We start from the raw sequence: 13,946 nt of genomic DNA on the forward strand, positions 1-13,946 counted from the left end.
AGATGGCGGATATCGAACGACTGGAAACCTGGGTCAAGTACAAGAACGGCCTGTGCAGCGACTGCATGGGCAGTTGCTGTTCGATGCCGGTGGAAGTACGGCTGCCGGATCTGGTGCGCATGGGCGTGGTGGACGAATTCGAGCTGGAAGAGCCGATCAAGAACATCGCCAAGCGGCTGGAAAAGCAGCGGGTGATCCAGCATTTCAACTTCAAGCACGGCATCTTCACCCTGGCGCGGCGCGCCAATGGCGATTGCCAGTATCTGGACCAGCAAACCCGGCTGTGTATCATTTACGAGCGGCGGCCTAATACCTGCCGCAACCATCCCAAGGTCGGCCCCAAACCCGGCTTTTGCGCCTATACCCGCAACCCCAAGGCTGCCCGGCCGGTGCAGCCGGTCAAACTCAGCGGCTGATGCCGGTATTGTTTCACGTGAAACCGCTGGCTATCCCAAGCAAAGGACAAGCATGAATTCCGTTTTTACCCTGATGGCCTTTGCCATTGGCGTGGTAGTGCCCTTGCAGGCGGTAGTCAACAATCAGCTCAAATTGTTGTTGGGAGGTAGCACGGTGCTGGCGGCGATGATTTCCTTTGCCGTGGGCATGGTCAGCCTGTTGTTGCTGGCATTGTTCAGCGGGCAGAAATTCAGTGCCTTGGGCCAACTGGTACGCGGCGAGTGGTGGATGTTCATCGGCGGCCTGCTGGGGGCGTTTTTCGTGTTCGGTACCACCTTGCTGGCACCCCGGCTGGGCGTGGCGGCCATGCTGTCGCTGATCATCGCCGGCCAGGTGTGCACGTCCTTGCTGTTTGACCGCTTTGGCTGGCTGGCCATGCCGCTGCGCGAGGTTAACCTGCCACGGCTGGCCGGGGCCTTGCTGGTGGTGGTAGGGGTGCTGCTGGTGAACTTTGGCGACAAGTGGTTCAGCCGCTAGTTATTCAACTGCTAGTTATTTTGCCGCGGAATGAAACGGGGGCTGGTCTGATAGACCAGCCCCTTGTGTTTGGGCATGAGGCAGCTCAGGGCAGACGCGGCGGCGGATAGTAGGGTGCAGCATAGCGCTGCTGGCCAGGGACCTGATTGCCCTTGGCATACATGCACTGGGTGTAGGCCAGATTGTAGCGATACTGGGCATCGCGGCCGCTATAGCGTGCTTCGCCACTACCTGCCGCCGTGCCGGCAATCAGGCCCATGCCGGCACCGACACCGGCACCCTGGTGACCACCCATCAGTGCACCTGCTGCCGCACCTACCGCAGTACCCAGCGCCATATTGCCAGCCATCGCATTGGTGGATGCATCGGCACTGCTGCCACCGCTGCTGGCTTCAGCATACTGGCGGCATTGCTGTTCTTCCTGGGCAAATACGTCAAAGGGTTTGCCGGCAGCCGGCATTACCGCCACGGTAGGGCCAAGCGGGACGGTACTGCATGCTGTCAGACCGATTGCTGTCAATGGCAACCACAGCAGTTTGTTCATGATCTTGCTTCCTGGGTTATTGGGGGGGCTTGGCCGGAACGGTTTTCCAGCCGCCAGGACACTCGCTGATATAAGGGTAGTACTGCTTGGCTGCCTTGCAGTAGTACCACACTTGTGCCGGCGGCGGACTGGCTGTTTCTTCCACCTGTGTCGGTGCTACCGGTACCGGTGTCACTACCGGCGCAGCGATCACCACCGGGGGTACATCCGGGGCCGGGTAGGGATAGACCGGTGCGCTGTACCAGTACCAGGCACCACCTGCTACCCACCACCAACCCAGACGGCCATGGTAGTAGCCATGGTGCCAGTAGCCGTCGTTCCAGTGTTCGAAGCGTGGCGGGCCGGGAAAGAAGCCTGGCGGATGGGCCTGGGCTGCCTGAATGCCGGCAAGGCCGGTTATGGCCAGTAGTGCCAAGCCTGCCAGGCGGGTAAGAGATGTCATGTCAGTTTCCTCATGCCCCCGGCCAGCTGTTTGCCTGGCCGGGATGCAAGACGGTGATTGCGGTTTACCGCATCAGTTCTTCGGCAGCGGAGCCGAAGCAGGACGGTGGCGTGGCATGTGGTGCTGCATGCCATCACGCATGTGCCGGGCTTCCTGATCGAACTGCTTTTGCTGTTCCGGGCTCAGTTTCTGGTACAGCGCCTTGGTGGCTGCTACATGCTTTTGCATCATGTCCAGATGCTGCTGCATCATTTTTACCCGGCCATCCATTTGTTCCGGCAGTGTCGCATCCGGCTTGGCCATTGGCATGGCCGGCGCTTGTGCCGACTTCATGGCATCGATATAGGCTTTCCACGCAGTTTCCTGCGCCGGCTGAATTTTCAGCCTGTCGTGTAGCATTTGCAGGTGCTGTTCCATCATGGCCTGGCGTTTGGCCGGGTCCATCTGCCACATATGTGCCGACATGCCCTTGTCGCCCATGGGACAATCATCACCCTTGCCCATGGCATGGACAGTGGTAGCGGCTGCGCCGCCCAAGAGGCCGACAATCAACAGCGATTTGATCAGTTTCATGGTGCTTTTCCTCGTGCAGGTAAAAGGGGATGAGTGCAGTATCGATGGTAGATGTCTGCCAAGTATTGCCGGTGATGCGTCAATTGTTAGCAATGATGAAACATGCAAAATCATGTCAAGCAGGCAGTCGGCTGGCTGTTTGTCGCGGGCAGGGCTACACTGCGTCGGTTTATTTGGCAGCAGTGTGTTTGCTGTCCACAACAGGATGATAGGCATGAGTGAAAAACAGTCCGCCGACCCGATGCACGGCATGACGCTGGAAAAGATTCTGCAGGCGCTGGTGGAGCACTTCGGCTGGCCGGAGTTGGGCCGACGGATTGCCATCCGCTGTTTCAATCATGAGCCCAGCATCAAGTCCAGCCTGGTGTTTTTACGCCGCACGCCGTGGGCGCGCAGCCAGGTGGAAGCCTTGTTTGTTGAAATGAAAAACCGCCCGGCAAGCGTAGCCGGCAAGGACATGCGGCCCAGACTGTTTTCTGCGCGGCAGAAGTGATGCCGGCATGGCAGCTTGAAAATGACGCCAGGCTGCCCCAATTGCAGTAGATGGTGGTGCCGCTGCAGCAATGGGCACCTTGTTGCACGTTCTGTTGATCAGGAGATGGGATGAAACTCTATTACTCGCCGGGGGCTTGCTCCCTGTCGCCACACATCGTGCTGCATGCCAGCGGCCTGCCGTTTTCGGTGGAAAAGGTGAATCTGCGCGTTAATCCGCACCTGACCGCCAGCGGTGTCGAATTTGCCAGTATCAATGCCAAGGGCTATGTACCGGCTTTGCAGCTGGAAGACGGCACGGTGCTGAGCGAAGGGGTGGCCATTGTGCAATACCTGGCCGACCTGGTGCCGGAACGCAAGCTGGCCCCGACCAATGGCACGCTGGCGCGTTACCGTTTGCAAGAGTGGCTGAACTACATTGCTACCGAAATTCACAAGAGTTTCTCCCCTTTGTTCTACCCGGGTACGGATGAGGTGAAGAATGCCGCCTGGGACAAGCTGCGTAGCCGTTTTGGCGTGATCGAGGCTCAGCTGGCCCAAACGCCCTACCTGCTGGGCGATGATTTCTCGGTAGCGGATGCCTATTTGTTTACCTGCCTTAACTGGGCAGAGATGGTGCAGCGCTCGCTGGCGGATTTCCCGGCCATCAGCGCGTTCATGAACCGTGTCCATGCACTGCCGGCAGTACAGTCAGCGCTGAAGGATGAAGGCTTGCTGCGCTGAATCCACTGCAGCATCATCAACCGCGCCCGCAATTGCCTGCGGGCGTTTTGTTTTGATATGGCAGCGCGGTTTCACGTGAAACCCGGGCTGCAGGAGCATGTGCATGACTGAACAGCCCTTGATTGAAACCGCTGCGCTGGAAGCCGCCTTGCAGCGCTTTGCCGACGAACGCCATTGGCAGCGCTATCACACGCCGCGCAACCTGATGCTGGCGCTGACCGGGGAAGTGGGCGAACTGGCGGAAATCTTCCAGTGGCTGACCGACGAGGAAGTGGCCCAACTGGCAGACGACCCGGCCCGCTTCACCCATTTGCAGGAAGAAGTGGCCGATGTGCTGCTGTATCTGGTGCGGCTGGCCAGCGTGATGAAGCTGGATATCAATGCGGCCGTGCGCGACAAATTGCAAAAGAATGCCATCAAGTACCCGGCACCGGCACCGGATGCCCCAGCGGCTTGATGTCGGGCAAGTTTGCTGCAGCGGATTTTTGCGTGGCAAGCGCATGCTAGCCTAAGCTTGGCAGCAATAAAAAGCAGGTGCAGGAGACAGTAGATGCAGCAGGAAATCATGCAACTGGCCAGTGCCATCCGGCAGGCAGGGCATATCGTGGTATTGAGTGGTGCCGGCATGAGCACCGAATCGGGCATTCCGGACTTCCGCTCGGCCAAGGGCTTGTGGCAGCAGGGCATGCAGCTGGAGGAGCTGGTGTCCATTGATTACTTCCGTGCCGACCCCGAAGCCTTCTGGCATAGCTTCAAGCAGTTGTTCCACACCAAGCTGCTGGGCAATTACCAGCCCAATGCCGGGCATCAGTTTCTGGCCTGGCTGGAAGAGGCTGGCAAGCAGGTGTCGATACTGACGCAGAATATCGACGGCCTGCACGGCGTGGCGGGCAGCCGTCATGTTTCCGAGCTGCACGGCACCTTGCGCACGGCCAGCTGCCCGTCCTGCGGGCGCCGCCAGGGGTTGGAATACATCAATCACCATGTGCTGCCACTGTGCACTCACTGCATGGATGTGCTGAAGCCGGATGTAGTGCTGTATGGTGAGCCTGTGCCGCTGATCGAGCACGCTTTTGATGTGGCGGTGTCGGCAGATCTGCTGCTGGTGCTGGGTTCCTCACTGGAGGTTTCCCCGGTCAACCAGATTCCGCTGGAAGCGGCGCGCGCCGGGGTGATGACTGCGCTGATCAATTACACCCCCACGCGCATGGACCGGGTGTTTGATCTGACCATACAGGCGGGCATTGGCGAAACCTGCCAGCAACTGCGCACCCTGCTGGGCTGAACAGGTCGCAGTGCCAGACCGCGCTGGCTGGCAATTTGTCAGCAGCCATTCTATTTTTAAGTGTTTTCTACCAATTGCTTAAATAGGATGGCCATGACAGACATCAATTGGACTCACTGGGGCGACCTGGCGGTACAGGCCGGCATCAATATTGTTTCTGCCATTGCCCTGTGGGTAGTGGGACGCTGGTTAATCGGCTTGGCAGGGCGGCTGATGGATGAGCAGCTGGTTGCCCGCAAACTGGACCCAACCCTGCGCCGTTACGCCCATTCTTTCCTGTCAGTCAGCCTGACTGTGGTGCTGGTCATTGCCATGCTGGGCTTCTTTGGCGTGCAGACAGCCAGCTTTGCCGCCATCATCGGTGCTGCTGGTGTGGCCATTGGCCTGGCCTGGAGCGGCCTGCTGGCCAATTTTGCCGCTGGGATCTTTCTGGTGGTGCTACGTCCATTCAAGGTGGGTGATGTAGTGAGTGTGGCCGGTATCAGCGGTACGGTGCGTGAAGTGGGACTGTTTTCCACCGTCATTGATACGCCGGATAATGTGATGACGCTGATTGGCAACAACAAGATATTTTCCGACAACATCCAGAACTTCAGTGCCAATGGCTATCGCCGGGTCGACCTGAAAGCACAGCTGGCCGGTAGTGCCGATCATGCACAGGCCATCAAACTGTTACGCGAGAAGATTGCTGCCATTCCCAATGTGCTGAGCGAGCCTGCTCCCACCGTGGCCCTGCTTGAGTTCAGCACTCTGGGTCCGGTGCTGGCTGTGCGTCCTTGCTGCCATCCTGCGGATTACTGGCAGGTTTATTTCGACAGCAATCGCGTTATTCGCGAAGCGCTGGCCGAGGCCGGTTTCCCCAGTCCGGAGCACGCCATGGTGGTGCGCCAAGGTTGAATGCAGACTGTTCAGGGTTTGCAGATGTTTGGCAAACCCTTCTCGCTTTCTGAAAGGATGGCGAGGCTCCCTTCTTCAATTGGCAGGGCAAGGGCGGGGGGTAGGGGAATAGATAAAAATTCTGTAGAATCAATAAGTTAGTCGAAATTACCGGCTTTGCCGGGTCCAGTATAATCGCACTACTTAATTTGTCCGCAACCTGCAAAGCCCTGATGATTCAGGGCTTTTTTTGCGACTAGAGAAAGCGTAGCGGGTCGATGCGCCATTTGCCGGGTGATTCATGGCTGACGATCTTGTCGCCGCCGCCAGCACCCATGCCGCGTGACAGGTCCACCACTTCCGGGGGAATGTAGGTATTGCTTTTGGTGCTGAAGAACACCTTTACCCTGGGCGATACCAGATTATTATCGTTCTGTTCGATCACCACGCCCAGCCGCCCGCTTTCCAGCCGTACCAGCGTGCCGATGGGGTAAATGCCGATACAGCGCATGAAAGCCTGTACCAGTACCGGGTTGAAGTGGAATTTCGACCACTCGAAAATCTTGCGCAAGGCATCGGTAGGTGGCATGCCCTTGTGGTAGCAGCGATCCGAAGTCAGGGCATCGTAAACATCCACAATGGCTGCCATCTGCCCCAGTTGGGAGATTTCCTCACCTTTTAGCCCTTCTGGATAACCGCTGCCGTCGTGGCGCTCGTGATGCTGGGCCGCCACCTTCACCGCTGTGTCGGAAATACCCTGGGTGGCGAGCAGGATCTGCTTGCTTTCCACCACATGGCATTTCATCACCGCAAACTCCTGCTCGGTGAGCTTGCCAGGTTTGTTGAGGATGCTGTCCGGCACCTTCATCTTGCCGATATCGTGCAGCATGCCGCCAATGCCGGCGTGGTGAATCACCTCGCGGCTCATGTTCATGGCTTTGCAAAAGCTCACCATCAGCGCGCCCACGCTGACCGAATGCTGGAAGGTGTAATTGTCCTTGTCCTTGATGCGGCATAGCGACAGCAAGGCACCACCATTGCGCAGGATGGAGGTGGTCATCTTTTCGATCGACGGTTCCACCATTTCCAGCTGCACTTGCTTGCCCAGCCGTACATCCTGCAGGATGCTGCGCACAATCAGGTTGGCTTCGTTGTGAATCAGCTGGGCGCGGCCGAATTCAGCCGCTGCGTCCACCTGACGCTCTGCCGGGGCTTCGCGGCTGGCCAGGTCGATGATTTCCTGTTCCAGCTTGTGTTTGACTTCGGAAATCGTCGGGGCATGGGCTAAGTCCATGCCTTTTTCGGTATCGATGTAGACTTCGTGAATGCCGGCATCAGCTATCTTGTGAATGGCGCTTTCATCCTTGACCAGGAAGCGTTTCAGCAAAAACGGATGTGACATCCAGTCGCAGTTCAGGTCGTGGATGTACATGCCCACCCTGAGGTCGGACACGTCGATGCACTTGATCATTACTTGAGCTCTGACTTGTTGGCAGTGGGACGGTGCTGCACGGTTTTATGAGTATGAAGGCAAGACATAATGTCTTATTGTAAATTATCTAGGTCCGCTTGGCAGGCAAGCCGTGCTGGCAAATGCCGGCTTTGTGGTATGGTGGCGCACTTTTTCTGCTGCCTTCAGGCCTGACACCATGGAATGCCGCCTTCACTGCGGTGCCTGCTGCATCGCCCCTTCCATTTCTTCTCCCATTCCGGGCATGCCAGAAGGCAAGCCCGCTGGTGTGCGCTGCATCCAGCTGGACAGCAATAATTTGTGCCTGTTGTTTGGGCATGCCGAGCGGCCTGCAGTCTGTGCCGGCTTGCAACCTGCTATGGAAATGTGCGGTGAAAGCAACAGTCATGCAATGCAGTGGCTGAGCGATCTGGAAGCCAGAACCGCTCCATAAGATATTGTTATTTAAAAGACAATATATTTGTCATAAATTGACTCAGTGTTTTCCCCGCTTGTGCTCTTGCATGTTTTTTGATCACAAACTGGCCGTCGCTTAACGATATCCCCCAATATGTTAAAGAGTTTGTGTCAAGACAGGGCTGGCCTGCGCCAGACTCATGCATAAAAACAGCGCTCGGGGAAATGGCAATGGCAACGGAAAAATGGGGTCATCTGAGTACGCGGATCATCGTGGTGGCAGCCGCTGCCATCGCGGTGGGTTTTGCCGTGATGATTGGCTTGATTGCCTGGCAAAGCTATTCGGCGGCAGTGGATGTCGGTTACAGGCTGGCATCGGAACAGGCCAGCAGCTATGCCAAGGATGCGCAAAGCGATTTTGACAAGGGTTTCACCCTGCCGCATCACCTGGCAGATGCCATTCTCGGTATCAAGCGGGTTGCTGCACCGGATCGCAAGCATGCCGACAATATGATCCAGCAACTGCTGGACGCCGCACCGCAATCAGTCGGGCTGTGGATGTTGTGGGAGCCCAATGCCTTTGACGGCAACGACAATGCCTTCCGGATGGACTGGCCGCGTCACGACCCTACTGGCCGCTACCAGCCTTACATCACCAAGAATGCCCAGGGCAAAGCCCAGATGGATGTGATGATGTCGGCTGACCGGGTGAAGGAATTCCCCAAGTTCAAGGATCACCCGGAAACCTATCAGCCTGACTACGAAAAAACCGGCTGGGGTGATTTTTACTATGTGCCCAAACAGCGTGGCCGCGACACCATTACCGAACCTTATCCCTACGAGGTGCAGGGCAAGATGGTGCTGGAAAGCTCGCTGGCGGTGGTGATGAAGGATGCTGCCGGCAAGATGCTGGGCGTATCTGCTACCGATGTGGCGCTGGACCAGCTGCAAAAACGCTTTGGGGCCATTCATCTGAACGACACCGGCTATATCCGCATGGTGTCCGAAGGCGGGCTGTACGTGGTAACGGCCAAGGCCGAGCTCTTGGGTAAGCCGGTACCCAAGGACGATGCCCTGGCATCCCATCTGGAACAAATCAAGAAGGGCGAGTCCTTTATCTATGAAGACGGCGGCTTCACCCACTTTTTCCATCCGGTGAAGGTGGCTGATACCGGCCAGTTTTGGGCGCTGGGCGTATCCATTCCCACCGCCGCCATTACGGCAGATGCAAAAAAACAGTGCCTGACCGCCATCCTGATTGGTGCCGTGGCGCTGGTGGTGATCCTGCTGGTACTCACGGCTGTGGTACGGGCGCTGACCAGGCCGCTCAACCGGCTGGCCGATACCATGGACCAGCTGGCATCTGGACGTGGTGACCTGACCGTACGCATGCAGATTACCAACCGTGACGAAATCGGCCGCACCGCCGATGCCTTCAACCGCTTCATCGGCAGCCTGCGCGACATGTTTGTGGACGTGCGCCAGCAGAGCCATGACGTCAGCGTGGCAGCGGCCAGCCTGGCTGAATCGGCCATCCAGGTGCAACAGGCATCCTCCAGCCAGTCCGATGCCGCCAGCGCCACCGCAGCCGGGGTGGAGCAGGTAACGGTAAGCGTGCACCACATTGCCGATACCGCTGAAGAAGCCGAACATACTGCACGCGAAACCGGCGAACTCACCGCGCAAAGTGTGGCCACAGTCACGCGCATTACCGGCGAAATCGAACGCATGACCAGCAGCATGCAGGCACTGGCCGAGCGTATGAACGGGCTGGGCGAGCGCTCGGAGGAAGTCAGCACCATTGTGCGGGTGATCAAGGACATTGCCGACCAGACCAATCTCTTGGCGCTCAATGCCGCCATCGAGGCGGCACGTGCCGGTGAAATGGGACGCGGCTTTGCGGTGGTGGCGGACGAAGTGCGTAATCTGGCCGGCCGCACGGCTGAAGCCACGGTGCAGATCACCCGCATCGTCAATGCCATCGGCAGTGAAACGCGAGACGCGGTGGACGATGTGAAAAACAGCCGTGATCAGGTTAATCTGAGCGTGGCCATTGCTGCAGAAGCCAATGAGGCGATGAACACGGTATTGGGCCGCAGCCAGGGACTGGTGGCCAGCATTGTGGATATTGCCGCCTCTACCCGCGAACAGTCCTCGGCCAGCCAGGAAATCGCACAGAATGTGGAACGCATCAGTGCCATGGCCCAAAGCAATAGCGATGTGGTGCAGCAGGTGTCCGATTCGGTGTCCCAGTTACGCGAACTGTCGACCAACCTGGAAAACCTGGTCAGCAACTTCAAGCTGTAGGCCATCCCCGGCAGCACAAGCCAACGCCACCCTGCGGGGTGGCGTTTTGCTGCTTGGTACCTTGAGTTGGCACGTATGATTGGGGTCATAAAATTGGCAAAATGCGACACTGCTCTTATCAAGCCGGGTGGTTTGGGATTAGAATCTCGGGGTTTGTTCGGAGGAGCCGTCTTGTCGCCATTTGCAGTTGTTGTCACCCGCCTCACCACCACCCGCGACGGTGGCGCAAAAGCGTTGCTGCAAGGCCTGACTGTTCCCGAACCCCGGCTATTCCAGAAAAAAAGCTCCTGATTGCTCAGGGGCTTTTTTTTTATGGGCAAAACAACATTCGCAGAATTCGCAGAACCAAGGACCCCTATCATGGCAAACCCGCTCTATCGGAAACATATCATTTCCATCCCGGATTTCTCACGCGAGGAGCTTGAACTCGTGGTTGAAACGGCGGGCAAGCTCAAACGCAATCCGCGTCACGACCTGTTGCAAGGCAAGCTGGTGGGCAGCTGTTTCTTTGAGCCGTCCACCCGTACCCGCCTGTCGTTCGAAACTGCGGTACAGCGCCTGGGTGGCGACATCATCGGCTTTGCCGACGGTGGCAATACCAGTGCCAAGAAGGGTGAAACCCTGGCCGACTCCATCAAGATCATCAGCTCCTATGCCGATGCGGTGGTGATGCGCCACCCCAAGGAAGGTGCGGCGCGACTGGCCAGCGAGTTCTCCAGCGTACCGGTGATCAACGGTGGCGACGGCTCCAACCAGCACCCCACGCAAACCCTGCTCGACCTGTTCACCATCCGTGAAACCCAGGGCACGCTGGAAAACCTCACCATTGCCTTTGTCGGCGACCTCAAGTACGGCCGCACCGTGCATTCGCTGACCCAGGCACTGTCGCTGTTTGGCGCGCGTTTCTACTTTGTTGCGCCGGAACAGCTGGCCATGCCGGACTACATTTGCGAAGAGCTGGACGAAAAGGGTATTGAATACACCCTGGTGGACAGCCTGGACGATGTGATTCCGCTGGTGGACATCATGTACATGACCCGCGTGCAGCGCGAGCGCTTTGATGAAGCCGAGTTCAAGAAAATCCAGGGCCAGTTCGTGCTGCGTGCCGACATGCTCAAGAGCGCGCGTACCAATATGAAGGTGATGCACCCGCTGCCGCGCGTGGATGAAATCACCGTGGATGTGGATGCCACCCCGCATGCCTATTACTTCGAGCAGGCCAAGAATGGTGTGTATGCCCGTCAGGCGCTGCTGTCGCTGGTACTGAACGAAACCGTCTAAATCAGGGAAGGAAACATCATGCAATACACCCGTACCGTAGAAGCCCTGAAACAAGGCACCGTTATCGATCACATCCCGGCCGGGCAGGGCGTCAACATCCTGCGCCTGTTCAAGCTGGCCGAAACCGGCGAACGCATCACCGTGGGCCTGAACCTGTCCTCGCGCCATATGGGGGCCAAGGACATCATCAAGGTGGAAAACGTGGCGCTGACCGAAGAGCAGGCCAACGAGCTGGCCCTGTTTGCGCCCAAGGCCACGGTGAATGTGATCGACAACTTCGAAGTGGTGAAGAAGCACAAGCTGGAATTGCCGGAAAGCATTGAAGGCATTTTTGCCTGCCCCAACTCCAACTGCATTTCCCATGCCGAACCGGTGAAGAGCTTTTTCTCCGTGCGTGCGCACGCCAAGGACATCAAAATGAAATGCAAGTATTGCGAAAAGGTGTTCAGTAAGGATATTGTTGCAGTCGTGCGCTAAGTCGTGCAGAGGAAGAGAATAGAGAACTTCAAGAACGGACGCTGTTTCAACAGCGCAGTAGCAGAACAGAAAACGCCGCAGGAAACTGCGGCGTTTTTCTTTTTCATCAATATCTTGTGTGCTTTACATCGGGCCGTCGCTCTGGCCGGCTATGAATTTCTGCATGTAGACCAGGTCCAGCCAGCGGCCAAACTTGAAGCCTACCTGTGGCAGCACTCCCACCTGGATGAAACCCAGCTTTTGGTGAAAGCGGATCGAGGCCTCATTGGCAGCATCAACGGCGCCCAGCATGGTGTGTTTGCCCAGCGCCTGCGCCCGCGGAAACAGGGCGCTGACCAGCGCGCTGCCTATGCCCTTGCCGCGCGCTGCCGGTGTCAGATGTACGCTGTGTTCCACGGTAAAGCGAAAACCGGGACGTGGGCGGAAATCACCAAAGCTGGAAAAGCCCAGAATTTCGCCGTTTTCTTCGGCCACCAGCACCGGGTAGCCGGCAGCCAGCCGGTCCTGGAACCAGACGGCAAACTCGCCCGGGTTAAGCGGGTCGTCATTGTAGATGGCGGTGGAGGTGGCGATCACCTCGTTGTAGATATCCAGAATGACAGCCAGGTCTTCCAGCTTGGCATCACGTATCGGCATGTTGTCTCCTGTTGCAATCGGGTCTTCGCTGCGTCTTGGCGCGCCGGATGCTGTTATGGTTCAGCCCTTGGCTGCCGGGATGTCGGCCTTTTTACGCGGAGTGCGTTTCTTGCGCGGTGCGGTAGCGGCTGGCGCTACGGGCGCTTCTGCAACGGGAGCGGAAACCGGCTTGCTGGTGGCCACCGGCACCGGCAGGGCATCGATGCTGTCTGCTTCTTTCAGGCGGATTTCACTGTGCAGCTTGGAGCCGTTGCGCTGCTCTTGCACGCTGAGAAAATCCAGCTTTTTCACCATCTGGGACAGGCGCGAATGGCCGTAATTACGCGGGTCGAAGGAGGGGTCGTTCTTGGCAATATAGGAGCCAACGGCCGACAGCTCGGCCCAGCCGCTTTCGCGTGCCACCGCATCGATGGCCGAGGTGAACATGGCCTGCAGCGGGTGAATTTCCTTTTGTACTGCCGGTTTGCTCTTGTTCTGGCGGCTGCTGCGCGTCTTGGGTTTTTCGCTGGTGACAGCCGCTTCCGGCGCTTTTTCTGGGCGCAGGATTTCGGTGAACACAAACTTGTCGCAGGCGGCAATGAAGGGACGCGGGGTCTTGGATTTTTCCCCGATGCCGATGACGGTCAGTCCGCCTTCGCGCAAGCGGGTGGCCAGCCGGGTGAAGTCGCTGTCGGAAGACACCAGGCAGAAGCCATCGAAATTGCCGGTGTACAACAGGTCCATGGCATCGATGATGAGGGCCGAGTCAGTGGAATTTTTGCCACTGGTGTAGGCAAACTGCTGGATGGGGTGGATGGCATGTTTGTGCAGCACCTCTTTCCAGCTCTTGAGCTGGGTGGTGGTCCAGTCGCCATAGGCGCGCTTGACGATGGCCGTACCGTACTTGGCCACTTCGGCCAGTAACTCGGCGGTAAGGCTGGCCTGGGCGTTGTCGGCATCAATCAGAACAGCGAGTTTGCGGTTTTCCATGCAGGCGCTTCCAGTGGAGGGATGCGGCCATGCTAAGCCGCGCGCCAGCTGGCGTCAAAATCTGTGCAGCTTGTGATCAGACGGCTGCCACGGCTTTTCATGTTGCCTTGCACAAAGCTGGCATGGCATTTGCTGTATCAACAGTGGCATATCGCCCAACAGGAGGTTTCGCCATGCCTTTCTTTTCGAGCCCGCGCAAGCATACCCCGGCTGTGCAAAAAACCAGTGATATCGTGATGTTCAACTACCGCCGTCCGGTACGTGCCCGCCAGGTGGCATTGGGCAGCAATGGCCGGCTGTGGCTGGTGGAGGCGCTGGATGCGGTACACGGCATCTGGGTATGGCAGGATGAATACAATGGTGTGGACCAGGCGCTGGATGAAGCGCGCCGCCTGAGCCTGATGCTGTCCTGATGGCGCAACGCGTTTCTCGCCCTCAGCAGGCTGCCTTGAAACAGTGCAGCATTTCACCAGAACCGGGATTTTATGATCAAAAAAAGGGCGCGGATGTTGTCATCCGCGCCTGAACCACCCTCTCTTTA

Annotated in this window: 18 protein-coding genes; 12 read left to right on the forward strand and 6 right to left on the reverse strand. The window is 57.7% G+C overall.

Translation table 11 applies throughout. The features are described from left to right. Nucleotides 1-2 precede the first annotated feature (2 nt). The gene (locus GSR16_RS20270) at nucleotides 3-416 is read left to right on the forward strand and encodes a YkgJ family cysteine cluster protein (RefSeq protein ID WP_159880553.1); all 414 of its coding nucleotides are present in this window, start codon (nucleotides 3-5) and stop codon (nucleotides 414-416) included. A gap of 52 nt (nucleotides 417-468) precedes the next feature. Continuing rightward, entirely contained in the window at nucleotides 469-933 is a 465-nt protein-coding gene (locus GSR16_RS20275) for a DMT family transporter (protein WP_159880554.1), read from the forward strand. A gap of 85 nt (nucleotides 934-1,018) precedes the next feature. On the opposite strand, the gene GSR16_RS20280 is transcribed toward GSR16_RS20275, so the two are convergent. The 3 genes from GSR16_RS20280 to GSR16_RS20290 all read right to left on the reverse strand — a co-directional run bounded on the left by GSR16_RS20280 (nucleotide 1,019) and on the right by GSR16_RS20290 (nucleotide 2,492). Then, nucleotides 1,019-1,477: a glycine zipper family protein gene (locus tag GSR16_RS20280; RefSeq protein ID WP_159880555.1), complete on the reverse strand. Its 459-nt coding sequence runs from the start codon at nucleotides 1,475-1,477 to the stop codon at nucleotides 1,019-1,021. A gap of 16 nt (nucleotides 1,478-1,493) precedes the next feature. Next, nucleotides 1,494-1,919 carry a hypothetical protein gene (locus GSR16_RS20285; protein WP_159880556.1) on the reverse strand — a complete coding sequence of 142 codons (426 nt, stop codon included), beginning with the start codon at nucleotides 1,917-1,919 and terminating at the stop codon, nucleotides 1,494-1,496. 72 nt (nucleotides 1,920-1,991) lie between these two features. Next, nucleotides 1,992-2,492: a Spy/CpxP family protein refolding chaperone gene (locus GSR16_RS20290; protein WP_159880557.1), complete on the reverse strand. Its 501-nt coding sequence runs from the start codon at nucleotides 2,490-2,492 to the stop codon at nucleotides 1,992-1,994. A 214-nt stretch (nucleotides 2,493-2,706) separates the two neighbouring features. Between GSR16_RS20290 and GSR16_RS20295 the strand changes: the two genes are divergently transcribed. The 5 genes from GSR16_RS20295 to GSR16_RS20315 all read left to right on the forward strand — a co-directional run bounded on the left by GSR16_RS20295 (nucleotide 2,707) and on the right by GSR16_RS20315 (nucleotide 5,889). Then, the gene (locus GSR16_RS20295) at nucleotides 2,707-2,985 is read left to right on the forward strand and encodes a VF530 family protein (protein ID WP_159880558.1); all 279 of its coding nucleotides are present in this window, start codon (nucleotides 2,707-2,709) and stop codon (nucleotides 2,983-2,985) included. A 110-nt stretch (nucleotides 2,986-3,095) separates the two neighbouring features. Then, nucleotides 3,096-3,707: a glutathione transferase GstA gene (gstA, locus tag GSR16_RS20300; protein WP_159880559.1), complete on the forward strand. Its 612-nt coding sequence runs from the start codon at nucleotides 3,096-3,098 to the stop codon at nucleotides 3,705-3,707. Between the two features lie 103 nt (nucleotides 3,708-3,810). Beyond that, the gene (locus tag GSR16_RS20305; RefSeq protein ID WP_159880560.1) at nucleotides 3,811-4,164 is read left to right on the forward strand and encodes a nucleotide pyrophosphohydrolase; all 354 of its coding nucleotides are present in this window, start codon (nucleotides 3,811-3,813) and stop codon (nucleotides 4,162-4,164) included. A 93-nt stretch (nucleotides 4,165-4,257) separates the two neighbouring features. Further along, complete coding sequence (locus GSR16_RS20310) at nucleotides 4,258-4,992, forward strand: NAD-dependent protein deacylase (protein ID WP_159880561.1); 735 nt, start codon at nucleotides 4,258-4,260, stop codon at nucleotides 4,990-4,992. Between the two features lie 93 nt (nucleotides 4,993-5,085). Then, nucleotides 5,086-5,889, forward strand: coding sequence for a mechanosensitive ion channel family protein (locus tag GSR16_RS20315; RefSeq protein ID WP_205677469.1), 804 nt, complete (start codon nucleotides 5,086-5,088; stop codon nucleotides 5,887-5,889). Nucleotides 5,890-6,124: 235 nt separating this feature from the next. Here GSR16_RS20315 and GSR16_RS20320 read toward each other — a convergent pair whose 3' ends face one another. Then, nucleotides 6,125-7,339 (reverse strand): cyclic di-GMP phosphodiesterase, encoded by a 1,215-nt coding sequence (locus tag GSR16_RS20320; protein WP_159880563.1) that lies wholly within the window; start codon nucleotides 7,337-7,339, stop codon nucleotides 6,125-6,127. Nucleotides 7,340-7,517: 178 nt separating this feature from the next. On the opposite strand from GSR16_RS20320, the gene GSR16_RS20325 reads away from it, so the two are divergent. The 4 genes from GSR16_RS20325 (at nucleotide 7,518) to pyrI (ending at nucleotide 11,800) form a co-directional block, all read left to right on the forward strand. Beyond that, the gene (locus tag GSR16_RS20325) at nucleotides 7,518-7,772 is read left to right on the forward strand and encodes a YkgJ family cysteine cluster protein (RefSeq protein WP_159880564.1); all 255 of its coding nucleotides are present in this window, start codon (nucleotides 7,518-7,520) and stop codon (nucleotides 7,770-7,772) included. 194 nt (nucleotides 7,773-7,966) lie between these two features. Continuing rightward, nucleotides 7,967-10,042 (forward strand): methyl-accepting chemotaxis protein, encoded by a 2,076-nt coding sequence (locus tag GSR16_RS20330; protein WP_159880565.1) that lies wholly within the window; start codon nucleotides 7,967-7,969, stop codon nucleotides 10,040-10,042. A 360-nt stretch (nucleotides 10,043-10,402) separates the two neighbouring features. Next, nucleotides 10,403-11,323 (forward strand): aspartate carbamoyltransferase, encoded by a 921-nt coding sequence (gene pyrB / locus GSR16_RS20335; protein ID WP_159880566.1) that lies wholly within the window; start codon nucleotides 10,403-10,405, stop codon nucleotides 11,321-11,323. A gap of 18 nt (nucleotides 11,324-11,341) precedes the next feature. Continuing rightward, the gene (gene pyrI / locus GSR16_RS20340) at nucleotides 11,342-11,800 is read left to right on the forward strand and encodes an aspartate carbamoyltransferase regulatory subunit (protein ID WP_089082426.1); all 459 of its coding nucleotides are present in this window, start codon (nucleotides 11,342-11,344) and stop codon (nucleotides 11,798-11,800) included. A 123-nt stretch (nucleotides 11,801-11,923) separates the two neighbouring features. Here pyrI and GSR16_RS20345 read toward each other — a convergent pair whose 3' ends face one another. Together GSR16_RS20345 and GSR16_RS20350 are read right to left on the reverse strand one after the other, a co-directional pair. Continuing rightward, complete coding sequence (locus GSR16_RS20345; RefSeq protein ID WP_159880567.1) at nucleotides 11,924-12,436, reverse strand: GNAT family N-acetyltransferase; 513 nt, start codon at nucleotides 12,434-12,436, stop codon at nucleotides 11,924-11,926. Nucleotides 12,437-12,496: 60 nt separating this feature from the next. Further along, entirely contained in the window at nucleotides 12,497-13,405 is a 909-nt protein-coding gene (locus GSR16_RS20350; protein ID WP_159880568.1) for an NYN domain-containing protein, read from the reverse strand. Between the two features lie 173 nt (nucleotides 13,406-13,578). On the opposite strand from GSR16_RS20350, the gene GSR16_RS20355 reads away from it, so the two are divergent. Further along, nucleotides 13,579-13,818, forward strand: a complete 240-nt coding sequence (locus tag GSR16_RS20355) for a hypothetical protein (RefSeq protein WP_045845953.1) — start codon at nucleotides 13,579-13,581, stop codon at nucleotides 13,816-13,818. The last annotated feature ends 128 nt before the right edge of the window (nucleotides 13,819-13,946 follow it).

Origin of the sequence: Aquitalea denitrificans (assembly GCF_009856625.1) — a bacterium.
GTDB classification, from domain to species: domain Bacteria; phylum Pseudomonadota; class Gammaproteobacteria; order Burkholderiales; family Chromobacteriaceae; genus Aquitalea; species Aquitalea denitrificans.

What these genes read in the sequence shown, in the direction of transcription:
- GSR16_RS20270 (WP_159880553.1), top strand. Translation starts at nt 3, where the DNA reads ATGGCGGATATCGAACGACTGGAAACCTGGGTCAAGTACAAGAACGGC.
- GSR16_RS20275 (WP_159880554.1), top strand. Translation starts at nt 469, where the DNA reads ATGAATTCCGTTTTTACCCTGATGGCCTTTGCCATTGGCGTGGTAGTG.
- GSR16_RS20280 (WP_159880555.1), bottom strand. Translation starts at nt 1,477, where the DNA reads ATGAACAAACTGCTGTGGTTGCCATTGACAGCAATCGGTCTGACAGCA.
- GSR16_RS20285 (WP_159880556.1), bottom strand. Translation starts at nt 1,919, where the DNA reads ATGACATCTCTTACCCGCCTGGCAGGCTTGGCACTACTGGCCATAACC.
- GSR16_RS20290 (WP_159880557.1), bottom strand. Translation starts at nt 2,492, where the DNA reads ATGAAACTGATCAAATCGCTGTTGATTGTCGGCCTCTTGGGCGGCGCA.
- GSR16_RS20295 (WP_159880558.1), top strand. Translation starts at nt 2,707, where the DNA reads ATGAGTGAAAAACAGTCCGCCGACCCGATGCACGGCATGACGCTGGAA.
- gstA (WP_159880559.1), top strand. Translation starts at nt 3,096, where the DNA reads ATGAAACTCTATTACTCGCCGGGGGCTTGCTCCCTGTCGCCACACATC.
- GSR16_RS20305 (WP_159880560.1), top strand. Translation starts at nt 3,811, where the DNA reads ATGACTGAACAGCCCTTGATTGAAACCGCTGCGCTGGAAGCCGCCTTG.
- GSR16_RS20310 (WP_159880561.1), top strand. Translation starts at nt 4,258, where the DNA reads ATGCAGCAGGAAATCATGCAACTGGCCAGTGCCATCCGGCAGGCAGGG.
- GSR16_RS20315 (WP_205677469.1), top strand. Translation starts at nt 5,086, where the DNA reads ATGACAGACATCAATTGGACTCACTGGGGCGACCTGGCGGTACAGGCC.
- GSR16_RS20320 (WP_159880563.1), bottom strand. Translation starts at nt 7,339, where the DNA reads ATGATCAAGTGCATCGACGTGTCCGACCTCAGGGTGGGCATGTACATC.
- GSR16_RS20325 (WP_159880564.1), top strand. Translation starts at nt 7,518, where the DNA reads ATGGAATGCCGCCTTCACTGCGGTGCCTGCTGCATCGCCCCTTCCATT.
- GSR16_RS20330 (WP_159880565.1), top strand. Translation starts at nt 7,967, where the DNA reads ATGGCAACGGAAAAATGGGGTCATCTGAGTACGCGGATCATCGTGGTG.
- pyrB (WP_159880566.1), top strand. Translation starts at nt 10,403, where the DNA reads ATGGCAAACCCGCTCTATCGGAAACATATCATTTCCATCCCGGATTTC.
- pyrI (WP_089082426.1), top strand. Translation starts at nt 11,342, where the DNA reads ATGCAATACACCCGTACCGTAGAAGCCCTGAAACAAGGCACCGTTATC.
- GSR16_RS20345 (WP_159880567.1), bottom strand. Translation starts at nt 12,436, where the DNA reads ATGCCGATACGTGATGCCAAGCTGGAAGACCTGGCTGTCATTCTGGAT.
- GSR16_RS20350 (WP_159880568.1), bottom strand. Translation starts at nt 13,405, where the DNA reads ATGGAAAACCGCAAACTCGCTGTTCTGATTGATGCCGACAACGCCCAG.
- GSR16_RS20355 (WP_045845953.1), top strand. Translation starts at nt 13,579, where the DNA reads ATGCCTTTCTTTTCGAGCCCGCGCAAGCATACCCCGGCTGTGCAAAAA.